Here is a 15,098-nt window from a genome sequence, read left to right as displayed (position 1 = left end):
CCGGCATGGCGCGGCGGAACAGGAGCCGAACTGGGGCTATGAACAATCGCATCGGCGACAGGAGGCGACCAGCTCCGACGCCGATTCCCCATCTCGCAATGCCCCCGCAAGCAATACCGGGGAGTGCCGGAACCGGCCGACGAAAAATGGCTGCCCGGACATGTGAACCATGTCCGGGCAGCCATTGTGCGTGGTCCCAGCTGGTTTCGAACCAGCGACCTTCCGCGTGTGAGGCGGACGCTCTCCCGCTGAGCTATGGGACCCGACCTTCGTTCGAGTGGCCGTAGTGGGCCTCTCGAACGAGATGGAACATTAGCACGGTGCACCGGCATGACACCAAATCGCCTCGTGAACGGGGGGTTCGGGATCCTCAGCCGTTCTTTCGTCCGCGCCGATCGCTCCCAACTCCATCCCCACTCGAGGCACACACATATCGTGATGCGCATATCCACGTCTCTCGATGTCGATCGCCTGGGCGCGATCCGAACCACGCGAGGGCCGAGCGAGCGCATCTGGCGCCCACAGGCCGGTGAACACCTCCCCACCCCGACCTGAACGACACCCGTGTAATTCGCATTCATGCCCGTCTACCAGGCGATTTGTAGTCTGCGTCGAACGTCGGCTAATGTTCTCATCGCACCACGGAGGACAGCGAAGCCGCCAGGCCGACAGCCTCCGGAAGTGTGAATGCGGATGTAGCGCAGCTGGTAGCGCATCACCTTGCCAAGGTGAGGGTCGCGGGTTCGAATCCCGTCATCCGCTCGAGAGGTAGGTTAGGCATCTTGCCAATCCTCCTTTGCGCGGTGGAGTGGCCGAGTGGTGAGGCAACGGCCTGCAAAGCCGTGCACACGGGTTCGATTCCCGTCTCCACCTCGCGCGATTAGCTCAGCGGGAGAGCGCTTCCCTGACACGGAAGAGGTCACTGGTTCAATCCCAGTATCGCGCACCACAAGTAGGGCCCCGGTTTCCGCCGGGGCCCTACTTGCGTTTCACCCGCGAACATCCTGGTCAGCCACCGGGTGATCCCGGCTGGGCGACCGGCCTGTAACGCAGGTCACTCTGCGGGCACGGTGCTGGTGGCTCCCCTAGGATCGGCACTCGGCGTCGCCGGGAGGGTCGGGTGACGCGGACCGGCCACGTGGAGGGGCGAGTATTTGAGGCAGATCCTGTTGGCGGCGGGGATCGCACTGGTCGTGACCATCACGCTCACCCCGGTGCTGATCCGGGTGTTCGCGCGGCGTGGGTTCGGGCAGGAGATCCGGATCGACGGGCCGGCCAGCCACCACACCAAACGCGGCACCCCGACGATGGGTGGGCTGGCGATCGGTGCGGGTGTGTGGGCCGGATATCTCGGGTCGCACCTGATCGGGATGCTGTGGGGTGCCTCCGGGCCCAGCGCGTCGGGCATCCTGGTGCTGCTGCTGGCCTCGGCCCTCGGCATCGTCGGGTTCCTCGACGACTCGATCAAACTGCGCAAGCACCGCAACCTCGGTCTCACCGCGGCGGGCAAGTACATCGGCCAGATCGGCGCCGCGGTGGTGTTCGCGATCCTCGTGCTGCGCTTCCCCGGCGCCACCGGGCTCACCCCGGCCAGCCGCAACCTTTCGTATGTGCGCGACATCAGCACCATCTCCTTCACGTCGCTGTTCTTCGTCGCGTTCATCGTGCTGCTGGTGGTGGCCTGGTCGAACGCGGTGAACATCACCGACGGCCTCGACGGCCTGGCCGCGGGCTCGATGAGCCTGACCCTCGGCGCCTACGTGGTGATCACGCTGTGGCAGTACGACAACTCCTGCGAGATCAGCCCCGGCCGCGCCTGCTACACCGTGCGCGACCCGCTCGACCTGGCGATGGTCAGCGCCGCGGGTGCCGCCGCGTGCATCGGCTTCCTCTGGTGGAACGCCGCTCCGGCGAAGATCTTCATGGGCGACACCGGTTCCCTCGGCCTGGGTGGACTGCTCGCCGGGCTCTCGATCACCAGCCACACCGAACTGCTCGCGGTGGTTCTCGGGGCGCTGTTCGTCGCCGAGATCATGTCGGTGGTGCTGCAGATCGTGGTCTTCCGGACCACCCACACCCGGCTGTTCCGGATGGCCCCGTTCCACCATCATTTCGAGCTCAACAACTGGCCGGAGACGGCGGTGATCATCCGGTTCTGGGTGCTGGCGGGCATCGCGTCGGCGACCGGCCTGTGCCTGTTCTACAGCGAGTACCTCACCGCGCTCTGACCCGGAGCTGTCGGTGTCCCCCGCTACGCTGACCCGAGGCGAGCGAGGAGGTTGCACGGTGAGCACCGCGAGCGAGGTCGGCCACGATATCGCCACCGAGGTCTCGTTCGAGCTGGAAGAGCTCGACGAACTGGTCGGTGAGCTGCTCGTCGACCATGCCGAGCGCGCGGCCCGCGACGCGCGGATCGTGGCGCTGCGTCTGGGAATCGGCGGCAGGCGCCCGGAGACCCTCACCCGCATCGGCGCCCGCTACGACCTGGCACGCGACCGGGTCCGCCAGCTCTACGCCAAGGCGATCGGGCAGATCGTGCGGGAAGCGGCCCGCTCGGGACACCGCTCGGCGGCGGTGTTCGCCCACCGCTATCCGCGCGAGGCGGGCGATCTGCGGCTGACGCACGCGCTGCTCGCCGAGACCTACGCCACCGACACCGACCTGGTGGCCATGGAATGGTCGTATCTGAAGCTGCGCCTGGCCGGGCACGACCAGGCCGACGCCAAACGGGTCGCGGGCTATGTGATGCAGCGAATTCTGGGCTGGCAGAAGAAGACCGCCAGCATCCTGGCCAAGCTCCACTCCCCCGCCGACGACACCGACGACCTCGACGCGCTCCTCGCCGGAATCCAGTGGCCCACCGGTTCGCCCGCGCCCCTGCCCACCGCGTCGGCGCGCGCCATCGACCGTGACGACGACGGCCGCGGCCGCTTCTATCTGGCCAAGGCAGGCCGCGAGGTGGCCTACGATTCCGCGCTCACCGCCCGCCTGCTGCGCACCCTCGACGCTGCGCCCGCCGTCGCCGCGTTCCAGGAGGAACCGGTGGCGCTGAGCTATCGCTTCGACGGCGCGGACCACGAGCACTACCCGGCGGTCGCGGCGCGGCTCACCGACGGTCGCGCCGTGCTCGTCGATGTGGTGCCGCTGGGCCGGATCGCCTTCCACCACAACCGGATCGAGAGCGACCTCGCCCGCGCCTACGCGCACGAGCACGGCTGGGGCTGGCTGCCCTGGACCGGCAGCGCGCTCGGCCCCGACCGATTACGCGCACGCCCCATCGACCCGGCGGTCGAACAGCGCGTCGGCGAGGATCTGGCCCAGGCACCCTACGACCGGGCCGCGCTGGCCGCGCTGTGCGCCGACACCGGCCTGGACCTGCTCGACCTGGCCGGGCTGGTGCTGCGCAACGACTGGCAGTGGGACCGGATGCCGCTGCGGCTCAGCGCACCACCATCGCCCCGGCCAAAAGCGTGACCACCAGCAGCATCGCGCAGCAGGTGAGCCACTGCCACTGATTGATCGTGCGATCCATCCGCCCGATCGTCGCGCGCAGACCGGCGGCGATGCGCTGCTGGGCGAGCAGTTCGCTGCGCACCCCGGCCAGGGTGATGGCCTCGGCGTCGGCGTTCACCCCCGCGCGGTCGATCCGGTTGTGCAGCCGCGTCACCAGCTTCTGCTTGTCGCGCACAGTCTGGCGGGAGACCGCCAGCTCCACCCGCTGATCGCGCAGCTCGCGGCGCTGATGCTCGATCATCGCGGCCTGTGCCGCGGTATGCCGTTCCCAGGTGCCCACCTCGGCCCACCCTCCTGTCGTCAGATCCCGATGGCCCCACTCGATCTCGCCGGCCACCCAGCCCTCGAGGAAGTCACGCAATTCCGTGCTCGCCTGCACGGGAGCGGCGAAGCCCGACTCCCCCGCGGTCAGCATGCCCTGGTCGATGCGGTAGTCCGCGGCCGCGGGAGCGAAGTCGGTGACGCCGACCGCGGGGACCAGCGGCACCCAGTAGCCCTGCGGGCAGACCCACAGCACGTCGTCGATTCCAGCCGCCTGCAGGCGTTTCCGGTGTTCGCGCGCGGCGGTGATGTCGAGGGGCCCGCTGTGCACCTCGACCACGCAGCGGCGCTCGCCACGCCGCCAGTAGATGTCGACGGGGATGTCGCCGACCAGGGTGTCCACTTCGGCCTCGTCGGCGCCCGCGGCGGTGAGCCTGCCGCAGATCCAGTGCTCGAGTCGCTGGGTGTTCCATTGCGCGGCCGCGCATTCGGGACAGCCGCACCCGTAGCCGGTTCGTTCGGGAGCCGCACGACGACCACCCTCGGAGATACCGAGCTCGTCGAGCAGAGCTCGTCGTCCACACACCACCTGGGTGTCGCTGCGCCGCGTCGTCCTCACACCATCACTCCCTCACCAAGGGCATCTCGCCCGCGCCCTGGACACCAGGTTCCCGCAGCGACCGACACGCCGCCAGCCCCCTTGACCCGCGCTCGGGTGCGTCATCGATCGGTGAGCGAGATCACACACACGACACGACCTGCATATCAAGCTATTTCATTGTGCCGACGTCGCAGAACGTCCCCGAGATCTTGATCATTTCGATACACAGACCGGGCCTGTTGCGTGTCCTTTTCCTCCCGATCCGGAAACGCGTCGGCGTGTCCCCGATCGGCGGGCCAGGCCAGCACGACGACGCACGCGGCGGCAGCGGTGGATATGATCGCTGCGGCCGAGGCGGGCCCGCTCGCCTACCACGGGAAGTAGGGTGTGCATGAACCACGCGGAGCACGACGAAACCATCGGGTCGATGCTGGCGAGTATCGCCGCGGCGCTGCGTGAGGTCAGCGAGAAGCTCGATGTGGTCGCCGCCCGTGTCCAGCAGGAGGTTCCGCCCTTCCCCGGCGACGACGATGTTCCCGACCAGATCCGCATCCGCAGGCTGGAATCGTGGGCTTTCCATGCGTCACAGGACATTTCGCGGTTGAGTTCCCGGCTGGACGCGCTTGACGGCGGCGATCCCGAGCCGGGACCCCGCGGTCCCGCCCGCACCACCCCCAGTCGCCGCGAGGTGCGCGAGGCCGCCGAAGCCGCGGAGCGGGCGGCCGAAGCCGTCGCACCCGAACCGCCTGCGCCGCACCCCTTCCGCAATATCGACGGCGCGCGGCCGCCACTGGAACGCAGGCAGTCCGCCCTGCGCCCCACCGCGACCGACCACCTGGGCGATCCTACCTGGCCGATCACCGTCACCCCCGTGCCCCGCGCGGCGCACATGCCCGGCGGGGTCGCGGTGGTCACCGTCGACCGCGGCACCGACCTCTCCACGGAGGCGGACGAAAGGCACAGTGCCGCAATACCGGTCGAAGAGTCGACCACCCGCGCCGGACACTCCCCTGCGGGCACCGGCGGTGATGAGCTGTCCGCCACGGGGACCGGCCGACGGAACGGTGTGTCGCTCGATCAGTCCGGGTCGCAGCGCGGCACGTCTGCGGGGTCCACCGCCGAGGATCGCCGAGGCGACACCGGGCGCTCTGCTCCCGCGACGAACGGATTCGCCGCCGGCGGAATCGATTCCGATGCCGGGACGCGACGTCCGGGCAACGACGTGGAGGACGCGTCGGCCGAAGCCGGGAGAGCCGGTGGAGTGGCCGCGGGGATCGGTGCGCCGACACGAGGACAGGAAGTCGCGCGGCAGGATGTCGATGCCTCGGCTCGCACCGATACCGGAACAACCGAACGCTCGGCACCCCAGCGTCTTTCGGAGCCCGGTTCCGGTCAGTCGGTGGGGCACAGCGCCTCGCACGGGTCTCCTGCGCCCGGGGCGTCTGCTTCTCGGCACGCCGGGCCCGAGTCTGCCGTGCCGTCGGGGTCCGAGGTTCCCGAGCGGGCCGTGTCGTTCTCCGCGCTCAGCAGCACCCGGACCCCGGATGCGGGGGCCGATCGGCGACCGGCCGATGACGGGGACCGGAGCGGCGCCGCAGCCGGACAGCGAGGGACTGCCGACGAGCGACGTCAGGATGAGGTCGGCGGACAAGCCACCATGGGCGAAGGCCAGCCCGGCGAGATGGCCGACGATCAGTCGTCGGGCCGCGAGAGACACCGCGTTAGCTCGGTCGAGGAACCGGCGATCGCGGGTACGGGTGCGGGTGCACACAGCGTCGTGGTCGGCGGCGTGATCGGCGCTGGTCGAATGCCTGAGACCTCTGCGGACGAGCATCTTTCGGCAACCGCTCCGGAAGTCGCACGATCGACTCCCCCCGCCGGCGTCGAACGCGCGCGACCCGCAAGCCGGCTCACCGACAGCCCGGCCCGTACCGAGGACCCGGCTCGTTCGGACGTACCGGCTCATTCCGACAGCCCTGCCGGTTCCAACAGCCTGGCCCGCTCCGACAGCCCGACCCTTACCGACGGGCTGGCTCATTCCAGCGGCCCGACTCATTCCAACAGCCCGGCCGGTTCCAACAGCCCAGCCGGTTCCAACAGCCCAGCCGGTTCCAACAGCGCGGCCGGTTCCGACAGCTTGGCCCGTACGGATGGGCTGGCTCATTCCCGCGGCCAGGCTCATTCCGACAGCCTGGCCGGTTCCCGCGGCTCGGCTCGTTCCGAGGGGTCGAGCAGTTCCGACAGCCTGGCCCCTACCGACGGGCTGAATCGCTCCGACAACCCGGCCAGTTCCGACAGCCGGGTTCGTGCCGACAGCCCGGCCCGCTCCGCGGACCCGGCTCGTGCCGATGGCCCGGCCCATTCCAATGGCCTGGACCGTTCCGTCAGCCCGGATCGGTCGGCTGTCCCGGACCCGACGGACACCGCGTTCACCCGGGACGAATCGGCGACGACGGGTGCGCTCGAGACCAGCGGCGATTTCTCGGCGGACACTCGCGATGGTGTCGGCCCCATCGCGGGGGACCCGCGGGCCGCCGGGTTGACCGCCGGGGATCGTAGTGAGCACTCCGATCATGGCGGCACCGCCAACGGGTTCCATTGGTCCTTCGCCGAGGAGACCGCCACCACGGAACCGGTCGCGCCGCGAAATGGGCACGTGCGCAATGGCTTCACCACCGATTCGGCGCGTCGTGCCGATTCTCTCTTCGATGACTTCACACCGCGCGACCGCCTGACCACGCCACTCACCGCGACGGAGGTACCGGGCCGGCTCGACGCGGCACCGAACCGGCACCCGGCGCCCGAGCCGTCCGGCACCCAGGCCCCGGATTCGACGGCTCCCTTCGCCGCCCTTCCCGACGAACCGGGCACCGGCGCGCAGCGGCTGATCACGCCCCAGCCGACCAACGCGGCGGCGGCCGACGCATCGGTGAGCTCCCCCGCCGCGAATCCTCCCGCTCGGCTCGCGCCGCTCCAGGACGTATCGACGGCAACGTCCACCGGCGCGGGCGACGGCGCCGGACAACAGAACGCGCCTACTCCCCCGACGAACCCGAGCCCGGCCCCCGAGCTCACCACGCCGCCGGTGGAATACGACCCGCCCACCATCGGCCTGCCCAAGGATCGCGATCTCACCGCGCCCACCGATCCGGCGCCGCCCACGGCCACCGACGCGGCGGGGATCACGGTGACGGGTACGTTCCGCGCGTTCGACATCGAACGGGCGCACGTGGACAAGCTGCAGGCCATGCTCGACGAGCTGAAGCGGTCGGCGGGGCTGCCGCCGGGGCGGCGGGACGTGTTCGGGCCGCCGACGCCCGAGAGTTAGGCCGAGGCCGGTTCGGCGCGCGCGGCGACGAGTTCGACCGGCGGCGCGACCAATTCGACGGTGGGTGCGCGCGTAGCGAGGACCTCGGCGATGAGCTCGCGCAGCGCGCGGTGGCCCGCGTCGGCGGTATTGCGCGGATGCCAGGCCATGGCCACGACGGGGTCGGGCAGTGGCAGCGGGATGTCGAACACGGCCGCGCCCAGTGCCGCGCAGGCGGGTGCGGTCAGCAGTTCCGGTGCGGGACAGACCAGTTCGGTCGTGGTGACGGTGAACAGCGCGGTGGACAGATCGGGCACGGTCGCGATCACCCGCCGGGTGCGGCCGTGCAGGGCCAGGCGGTCGTCGATCGGGCTGTGGGTGCGGCCGGTCGCCGAGACCTCCAGGTGCAGCGCGGAGGCGTAGGCGGCGACGGTGGGTCGGGTGGCGGCGAACGGGTGACGCGCGGCGGCCACACCGATCCAGCGATCGGCGAACAGGCGCTGCACCACTGTTTCCGGGTCGGTGCGCCCGAGCATGCCGACCTCGACGTCGACGCGCCCGTCCCGCAGTGCGACGGACCCGTCGGCGGGATCGGCGGCCAGGAACCGCACACTCGCGCCGGGCAGTTCGGCCCGCACCGCGGCCAGCAGCGGCCCGGACAGCCGCGCCGCCACCGCGTCCCCCACCCGGACGACGAAGTCGCGGTGCCTGCCCGGCCCGCCGCCCTCGCGCGCGGTGAGCAACGCGCGTGCCTGCTCGACCAGGTGCGCGACATCGTGGCGCAGCTCCAGCGCGCGCGGTGTGGGCACCAGGGCCCGGCCGGAACGCACCAGCAGCGGGTCGTCGAGCACGGCCCGCAACCGGGTCAGGGTGCGGCTCATCGCCGAGGTGGAGGTCTGCAGCCGGCGGGCGGCCTCGGTCACGCTGTTGGTGTCGAGCAGCGCGTCCAGCGCGAGCAACAGGTTCAGATCCAGCGCATCCACGCGAGGATTATCACCATTGCCGGTATCGCCTCGCGGCGTTGCGCGACCACGAACCGGCGTGTCGGGCGCTATCCCTCGGTGACCGCGGCCGGCGCGGGCGCCGCGGCCACGGGGACGACCGGACCGCGCAGCACACCCCGGTAGGACGCGGGCCGCGCCGGGCGCAGCCACTGGCCCACCCGGGTGCTCCACGGCAGTGTCCGGCCCAGGTCCTCGAGCATCTCGTCGATGGCCGCCAGCGAGAACGGGCTCACCGAGGCGCCGTGCGCGTGCCTGCCGTCGGTGCGCTCGCGTGACCAGGCCAGCTGCTCGTCGATCTCGGAGTTCATCAGCTCCGGCATGGGCGGCACGAATTTGCCGGTGAGCAGGCCGGCGATCCAGTGCGCGCCGACCTCGGCTCCCAGCGCGCTCAGGTTCGAGCTGTTGTAGCCGGCGAAGGTCAGGTTCGGGACGTCCACGGGCAGGATGTTGCGGAAGAGCCGGAAGTCGCCCGCGTCGTCGGTGAGCGCGCGCCGCACGAAGGGGGTGAGGAAGGGCACCTCCTGCTTGTAGCCGGTCGCGCAGACGACGAGCTCGGCCAGCCGCACGCTGCCGTCGGCGAGGCGGACCGCGGGGCCGTGCTGACCGCCGATGAGTTCGGTGACCTCGGTGTCGCGGCAGACCTGGATGCGGCCCGCCTCGACCTGGTCGATGAAGCCCTCGGTGGCCAGGCTCGCGCTGCTGGTGGCGATGTCGGTGATCGAGCCCTCGGGCTCGAGGCCCAGCTCGCGCAGCCGCAGCTTGCGGATGACCCGCTCCTGCAGCAGGTCCATATTGGTCTGGCGCAGGGCGAGCCGGTCGAGCAGGCGTTCGGCCCGGTGCGGGAGGCGGGAGCGGAAGTGTGCCTCGCCCGCCCGGGTCAGCAGCAGGCGTTCGTAGTCGATGCCCGCGCCGAAGGTGCGCGGCATCTTCCAGGTGAGCCTGCGCGCCACCACGGTGGTCTCGTCGGCGAAGTGGCTGACGGCCTCGGCGACGTCCCAGGCCGACTTGCCGTACCCGATGACGACCACCGACCGGTCGCGCGCCTGCTCGGCGTCACGGAACTGCGAGACGTGGCCCAGCTGTCCCCCGGCGGCGCGGAAGGCGGCCTCACCGGGGAGCGTGGGCAGCACCGGGTCGCTGTGCACGCCGTTGGCGACGATCAGGTGATCGCAGGAGGTGTGGTGCACACCGTCGCGGTCGCGGATCTCGAGCAGCCAGCCGCTGTCGACCGGGTCGGCCGCCACCACCTGGGTGCCCAGGCGTAAGGCGTCGGACAGCCCGAAATGCTGCGCGTACCCGGCCAGATAGGCCTGCATCTGCTGGGCGTCGGGCCAGCGCGGATAGTCCTCCGGCATGGGGTGGTCGCTGAACTGACCGGTGTACTTGCTGTTGTGCGCGCTCAGCCCCGGATAGCGGCGTGTGGCGCTCCACACACCGCCGACATCGGGCGCCCGGTCGTAGACCTCGACCGGGAAACCCGCCTGGCTCAAAACCTTCGCGCAGGCCAAACCCGCCACTCCCGCACCGACGATCCCGATGCGGCTACCGCTCGTCATGGCCGAGAGATTACTCGACCCGTGCTGTACTGGATTGATGACCAACAGTTCCGTCGTCGTCGATCGGGCCGGGCTCTGGGACGCCGAAGCGCTCAGTGACGTGGCCGCGGCGACCTTTCCGCTGGCCTGCCCGCCGGAGGCCAGCCCGGGCGACATCGAGATCTTCCTCGAGCAGGTGCTCTCCGGCGAGCGCTTCGGCGAATACCTCTCGGATCCGGACCGGACGGTGCTCAAGGCGGTCGAGGGTGACGAGATCGTCGGCTACGCGATGCTCGTCGCCGGACGCCCGGCCGATCCGGAGGTGGACGCGCTGGTCCGTCCCGGCACGGTGGTGGAAGTGAGCAAGATGTACGTGCTGCCCGGCCATCACGGCAGCGGGGTGGCCGCGGCGCTGATGACGGCGGTGGTCGCGGTCGCGCGCGAGGCGGGCGCGCAGGCGCTGTGGCTGGGGGTCAACCAGGCCAACGAGCGCGCGCAGAAGTTCTACGCCAAGCACGGTTTCACCCGGGTGGGTACCAAGACCTTCCTCGTCGGCAAGCAGCTGCACGACGATTTCGTCTTCGAACGTGAGCTCTGAGCCTCAGGCGAGCAGTTTCGTACGCAGCGCGGTGATCTCGGACGGGGTCAGGCCGAGGCCGTCGCGCACGTAGGCGTCGAAGCTGCCGTAGGACCGGTTCACCTGGTCGAAGGCCGCGTCGAGCCATTCGCCCTGCACGCCGTTGAGCGGGTCACCGGGGACGGCGTTGCGGTAGGTGTTGGACAGCAGGAAGTCGGCGGTGACGGTCGCGCGGTCCACGCCGAGCAGACTCAGCAGCACCGCCGAGGTCCAGCCGGTGCGGTCCTTGCCCGCGCTGCAGTGGTAGAGCACCCCGCCCTCGGCGGCGATTATGCCGCGCAGGACCGCCGCGAACGCCTCGTCGGCGCCGGGCGCGGTGATGAAGGCCCGGTACATGCCCTCCCCACCGAACAGGGCGCCCGCCAGGATCAGTGGCGGTGCCTGGCCGATGACGTCGTAGGAGTGCCCGGTCGCGCCCACGGGCAGCTTGTCGGGGGCCAGCGAGCGTTCGTAGCCGGTGCGCAGGTCGTCGACGACGGTGACGCCCAGCGCGGTGAGCCGCGCCAGATCGTCCGGGGTGGCCTTGTCCAGCGCGCCGGAGCGGAAGACCAGCCCGGTGCGCACCCACCGGCCGTCGACGGTGCGATAGCCGCCCGCGTCCCTGGCATTGGGCACGCCGGAGAGCCCGAGCAACCGGACGGCGGCGGTGTTCTCCTCGGCCGGTGCGGGCGCGGCGAGCACCTGCCCGGCGGCCGGGCCGACGAGCAGGGCCACGGCGGTCGCGACGGACAGGCTCGCACGCACGGCACGAACTCGGGGCACTGTCAGCATGCCCAGAAGCTACACCCGGGCACCGACGATCACGCGGCGGCGGCCTCGAATCGCGACAGCGCCAGCAGCCGCGAGATGGCGCGCAGGTACTTCTTGCGGTAGCCGCCGTCGAGCATCTCCTGGGAGAAGATCTCGTCGAGTTTGGCGCCGGAGACCGTCACCGGGATGCTCGCGTCGTAGAGGCGGTCGGCCAGCACGACGATGCGCAGCGCGACGGCCTGATCGGTCACCGGGTGCACGCCGGAGATGAACACCGAGCGCACTCCGGTGATCAGCGCGCCGTACTTCGACGGGTGCAGCGTGCTCAGGTGCTTCAGCAGCGAGTCGTAGTCGTCGAGCGTGGAACCCGGTGTGGCGGCGGCCCGTTCGGCCAGCACGTCCGGGGAGGTCGGCTCGGGAGCGGGCGGCAGGTCGCGGTGGCGGTAGTCGGGACCGTCGACGCGCACCGGCTCGAAGATCGAGCCCAGCTTCTTGATCTCGCGCAGGAAGTCCTGGGCGGCGAAGCGGCCTTCGCCGAGCTGGCTGGGCAGGGTGTTGGAGGTGGCGGCGATCGACACACCGGCGGCGGACAGCTCGGTGAGCAGGCGCGAGACCATGGTCGTGTCGCCCGGGTCGTCGAGCTCGAACTCGTCGATGCACAGCAGGCTGTTGGCGGAGAGGCGCTCGACGGCGTTGACGAAGCCCAGCGCGCCGACCAGGTTGGTCAGCTCACCGAAGGTGCCGAAGGACTTGGGCGCGGGCGCGCTGTGGAAGATCGAGGCGAGCAGGTGGGTCTTGCCGACACCGAAACCGCCGTCGAGGTACAGCCCGGCGCCCGAGATCGCCTTCTTCTTGCCGAACAGGCTCTTCTTGGAGGCGGCCTTGTGGATCTTGTTCACCTGACCGGCGAATTCCTCGGCCTTGCGGACCGCGGCGGCCTGGCTCGGTTCCTTGGGGTCGGGAATGTAGGAGGCGAAGCTGACCTCGTCGAACATGGGCGGAGGCACCATCTGGGCGACGAGCTGGTCGGCCGGGACCTCCGGATGGCGATCGACGAGGCGTTCTTGCATGGACAAATCGTACGGACGTGGTTGCATCGGACCCTATGCAGCGTATCCACAATGTGACCCAGCTCGCAGACCTCGACGACGACGCACTGGCCAGGTGTTACGCCTACCCGCGCCAGCTGGCCGGTCCGTGGGTGCGGGCCAACTTCGTGAGCAGCATCGACGGGGCCTTCGCGGTCGACGGCGTGTCCAAGGGGCTGGGCACCGACGCCGATCACCGGGTGTTCCACATCCTGCGTGAACTGGCCGAGGTGATCCTGGTCGGCGCGGGCACCGTGCGCGCGGAGAACTACGGCGGCGCGCACCCCGATCCACAGCGGCGGCGGGCCCATTTCCAGCACGGGATCGGGGGCAGTGCCGACGGGTCCCCGCCGCCGGTCGCGGTGGTCACCGCGAGCGCGCGCCTTGACCCCGCGGCGAAGCTGTTCACCGACGCCGAGACCGCGCCGCTGATCATCACCACCGCCCACGCCGGGGCCGACCGGCTCGCCGCGCTGCGCGACGCGGGCGCCGAGGTGGTGGTGGCAGGCGAGGCGGCGATCACCGCGCAGGCGCTGGTCCGGGTGCTCGCCGAGCGCGATCTGCACCGGGTGCTGTGCGAGGGCGGGCCGCATCTGTTCGGGCAGCTGGCCGAGGCCGGGCTGGTCGACGAGCTGTGCCTGAGCACCTCGCCGGTGCTGGTCGGCGGGGCGGGCGGGCGAATCTCGCTGTCGGCGAGCGGTTTCGATCAGCCGATGGCCCGCAAGCAACTGGTCCTCGCCGAAGACGGCACCGTCCTGGCCCGATGGGCCCGTCGATGAAACCTGGCGCCGAACCTGGCAGTGTGTAGCCCATGCGCTGGACTCGGGCCGCGGCGACGGCCGCGACACTGTCGATCATGCTCGCGGGATGTGGGGCAGGCCCGTCGGATCGGCCCGGCGTCGCGGTCGAACGTCCGGGCGCGGGCGGCGGTGCGCAGACCGAGGCACCCGTCGCACCGGAACCGGCCACCGCCGAGGTCCCCAAGACCGATCTGGCCTGGCGTGACTGCACCGCCGCGACCCTCGGCTCGCTCGACTTCGGTCCCGCCCCGGCCGGGCTGGTGCTCGACTGCGCGGAGTTCTCCACCCCGATCGACACCGCGGGCACCGTGATCGGCACCTTCCGCACCGGCGCGCTGCGCGCCCGGCTGCCGCAGACCCCCGCCGACGCCCCGCCGCTGGTGCTCACCTCCGGCTCGGACCGTTCCTCGGCCTCGACGCTGGCCGGTCTCGCGATCGGCCCCGACAGCGCGCTGCTGGCCGCCCAGCCCATCGTCGCGGTGGACCGGCGCGGCATCGGCGCCTCCCAGCCCATCGACTGCATTCCGGCGCAGTTGCGCGCGGTGTTCACCGATCTCGGCCAGTTCGGTGTCGGCAGCGACGACCGGGTCGGCGCGGTGGCCGGGTACAGCCAGGACGCCACCATCGCCTGCCGCGATTTCCTGCAGCCCTACGAGGGCACCTTCGACGCACCGCACGCCGCCGACGACATCGAGCAGCTGCGCAAGCAGTGGCAGGTCGACAAGATCAATCTGCTCGGCACCGGCAACGGCTCGAAAGTGGCGCTGAGCTACGCACGGCGCTACGGCGATCACCTGGCCCGCCTGGTGCTCGACGCCCCCGAACCGGTCAATGCCGACGCCACCACCATGACCGAGGCCCGCGTCACCGGCGCCGAGGCCGCGCTCACCGCGTTCGCGCAGCGCTGCAAGGCCGCCAACTGCGCGCTGGGCGCCGATCCGCGCGCGAGCGTCACCGCGCTGATGACCAAGGCGAACGCCGGTGAGCTCGGGGACATCTCCGCCGCCGACCTGTCCACCGCGCTCACCGGGTTCCTGTCCAGCCCGCGCGGCGACCAGGCCACCCGGGTCACCGCGCTGGCCGACATCCTCGCCGCCGCCGACCGGGGCGACCGCGGGCCGCTGTCCGCGCTGGTCGCGCGCGAGACGGCCGCGATCAACTCCGACGGCGAGTTCGTCAACCGGTGCACCGACAGCCAGCAGTCCCCCACCCCGGACAAGGCCCGCGAACTGCTGCAGACCTGGTCGAGCAAGTACCCCGTGTTCGGCCCGACCGCGGCCGTCGGCCTGATGGTCTGCTCGGCCTGGCCGGTCTCCACCGCGCCGCCGCTGCCCAGCAAGCTGGACATGCCGGTGCTGGTGTTCACCGGGGTGGCCGATCCGGTCGTCGGCGGGCCCGCGGCCTCGGTCACCGGCGCGCTCGGTGTCGCGGGTGCCCGGCACGCCACCATGACCTGGCAGGGCTGGGGCCATCCGGTGCTCGCGCATTCCGGGTGCGCGCAGAAGGCCGCCAATGCCTATCTCGCGGAGGCGAAACTGCCCGGCGACGGCGGCGCCTGCCCGGCCTGACCGACGCGCTGACCCCGGCGTTTCGGCGCGTCGG

At 70.9% G+C, this 15,098-nt stretch carries 11 protein-coding genes and 4 tRNA genes; 9 read left to right on the top strand and 6 right to left on the bottom strand.

Features of this window, described 5'->3' with window-relative positions; genetic code table 11:
* Positions 1-191: 191 nt before the first annotated feature.
* Positions 192-263 (bottom strand) — tRNA-Val (locus ACWEMY_RS00765).
* A 426-nt stretch (positions 264-689) separates the two neighbouring features.
* On the opposite strand from ACWEMY_RS00765, the gene ACWEMY_RS00760 reads away from it, so the two are divergent.
* The 5 genes from ACWEMY_RS00760 to ACWEMY_RS00740 all read left to right on the top strand — a co-directional run bounded on the left by ACWEMY_RS00760 (position 690) and on the right by ACWEMY_RS00740 (position 3,474).
* A tRNA-Gly gene (locus tag ACWEMY_RS00760) sits at positions 690-762 on the top strand.
* Between the two features lie 40 nt (positions 763-802).
* A tRNA-Cys gene (locus tag ACWEMY_RS00755) sits at positions 803-873 on the top strand.
* A 1-nt stretch (position 874) separates the two neighbouring features.
* A tRNA-Val gene (locus ACWEMY_RS00750) sits at positions 875-949 on the top strand.
* Positions 950-1,154: 205 nt separating this feature from the next.
* Positions 1,155-2,228 (top strand): phospho-N-acetylmuramoyl-pentapeptide-transferase, encoded by a 1,074-nt coding sequence (gene mraY / locus ACWEMY_RS00745; RefSeq protein ID WP_375928941.1) that lies wholly within the window; start codon positions 1,155-1,157, stop codon positions 2,226-2,228.
* A gap of 58 nt (positions 2,229-2,286) precedes the next feature.
* Entirely contained in the window at positions 2,287-3,474 is a 1,188-nt protein-coding gene (locus ACWEMY_RS00740; protein ID WP_452388294.1) for a hypothetical protein, read from the top strand.
* On the opposite strand, the gene ACWEMY_RS00735 is transcribed toward ACWEMY_RS00740, so the two are convergent.
* Positions 3,440-4,393, bottom strand: coding sequence for a hypothetical protein (locus tag ACWEMY_RS00735; RefSeq protein ID WP_375928945.1), 954 nt, complete (start codon positions 4,391-4,393; stop codon positions 3,440-3,442). The two genes, ACWEMY_RS00740 and ACWEMY_RS00735, sit on opposite strands and share 35 nt — an antisense overlap.
* A gap of 460 nt (positions 4,394-4,853) precedes the next feature.
* On the opposite strand from ACWEMY_RS00735, the gene ACWEMY_RS00730 reads away from it, so the two are divergent.
* Positions 4,854-7,703 (top strand): hypothetical protein, encoded by a 2,850-nt coding sequence (locus ACWEMY_RS00730; protein ID WP_452388293.1) that lies wholly within the window; start codon positions 4,854-4,856, stop codon positions 7,701-7,703.
* On the opposite strand, the gene ACWEMY_RS00725 is transcribed toward ACWEMY_RS00730, so the two are convergent.
* Positions 7,700-8,665, bottom strand: coding sequence for a LysR family transcriptional regulator (locus tag ACWEMY_RS00725; protein ID WP_452388292.1), 966 nt, complete (start codon positions 8,663-8,665; stop codon positions 7,700-7,702). The two genes, ACWEMY_RS00730 and ACWEMY_RS00725, sit on opposite strands and share 4 nt — an antisense overlap.
* A gap of 68 nt (positions 8,666-8,733) precedes the next feature.
* Positions 8,734-10,242 carry a flavin-containing monooxygenase gene (locus tag ACWEMY_RS00720; protein WP_452388291.1) on the bottom strand — a complete coding sequence of 503 codons (1,509 nt, stop codon included), beginning with the start codon at positions 10,240-10,242 and terminating at the stop codon, positions 8,734-8,736.
* A 37-nt stretch (positions 10,243-10,279) separates the two neighbouring features.
* On the opposite strand from ACWEMY_RS00720, the gene ACWEMY_RS00715 reads away from it, so the two are divergent.
* Positions 10,280-10,819 carry an N-acetyltransferase family protein gene (locus ACWEMY_RS00715; protein WP_452388290.1) on the top strand — a complete coding sequence of 180 codons (540 nt, stop codon included), beginning with the start codon at positions 10,280-10,282 and terminating at the stop codon, positions 10,817-10,819.
* A 3-nt stretch (positions 10,820-10,822) separates the two neighbouring features.
* Here ACWEMY_RS00715 and ACWEMY_RS00710 read toward each other — a convergent pair whose 3' ends face one another.
* Both ACWEMY_RS00710 and zapE read right to left on the bottom strand, forming a co-directional pair.
* A complete protein-coding gene (locus ACWEMY_RS00710) occupies positions 10,823-11,629 on the bottom strand; it encodes a tyrosine-protein phosphatase (RefSeq protein WP_452388289.1) in 807 nt (268 codons plus the stop codon).
* A 29-nt stretch (positions 11,630-11,658) separates the two neighbouring features.
* Complete coding sequence (gene zapE, locus ACWEMY_RS00705; RefSeq protein WP_452388288.1) at positions 11,659-12,678, bottom strand: cell division protein ZapE; 1,020 nt, start codon at positions 12,676-12,678, stop codon at positions 11,659-11,661.
* A gap of 35 nt (positions 12,679-12,713) precedes the next feature.
* Here zapE and ACWEMY_RS00700 point away from each other — a divergent pair, with 35 nt between their 5' ends.
* Positions 12,714-13,475, top strand: coding sequence for a pyrimidine reductase family protein (locus ACWEMY_RS00700; RefSeq protein ID WP_452388287.1), 762 nt, complete (start codon positions 12,714-12,716; stop codon positions 13,473-13,475).
* 32 nt (positions 13,476-13,507) lie between these two features.
* Positions 13,508-15,064, top strand: a complete 1,557-nt coding sequence (locus ACWEMY_RS00695) for an alpha/beta hydrolase (RefSeq protein WP_452388286.1) — start codon at positions 13,508-13,510, stop codon at positions 15,062-15,064.
* Positions 15,065-15,098 lie beyond the last annotated feature (34 nt).

The sequence above is a fragment of the Nocardia sp. NPDC004415 genome, assembly GCF_053602435.1.
Note: the sequence above shows the minus strand (reverse complement) of the source record. Positions and strands in the feature narration are given on the sequence as shown.

Excerpts from the sequence above, each read along its gene's own strand:
- ACWEMY_RS00720 (WP_452388291.1), bottom strand. The coding sequence starts at position 10,242 with ATGACGAGCGGTAGCCGCATCGGGATCGTCGGTGCGGGAGTGGCGGGT.
- ACWEMY_RS00715 (WP_452388290.1), top strand. The coding sequence starts at position 10,280 with ATGACCAACAGTTCCGTCGTCGTCGATCGGGCCGGGCTCTGGGACGCC.
- ACWEMY_RS00710 (WP_452388289.1), bottom strand. The coding sequence starts at position 11,629 with ATGCTGACAGTGCCCCGAGTTCGTGCCGTGCGTGCGAGCCTGTCCGTC.
- zapE (WP_452388288.1), bottom strand. The coding sequence starts at position 12,678 with ATGCAAGAACGCCTCGTCGATCGCCATCCGGAGGTCCCGGCCGACCAG.
- ACWEMY_RS00700 (WP_452388287.1), top strand. The coding sequence starts at position 12,714 with ATGCAGCGTATCCACAATGTGACCCAGCTCGCAGACCTCGACGACGAC.
- ACWEMY_RS00695 (WP_452388286.1), top strand. The coding sequence starts at position 13,508 with ATGCGCTGGACTCGGGCCGCGGCGACGGCCGCGACACTGTCGATCATG.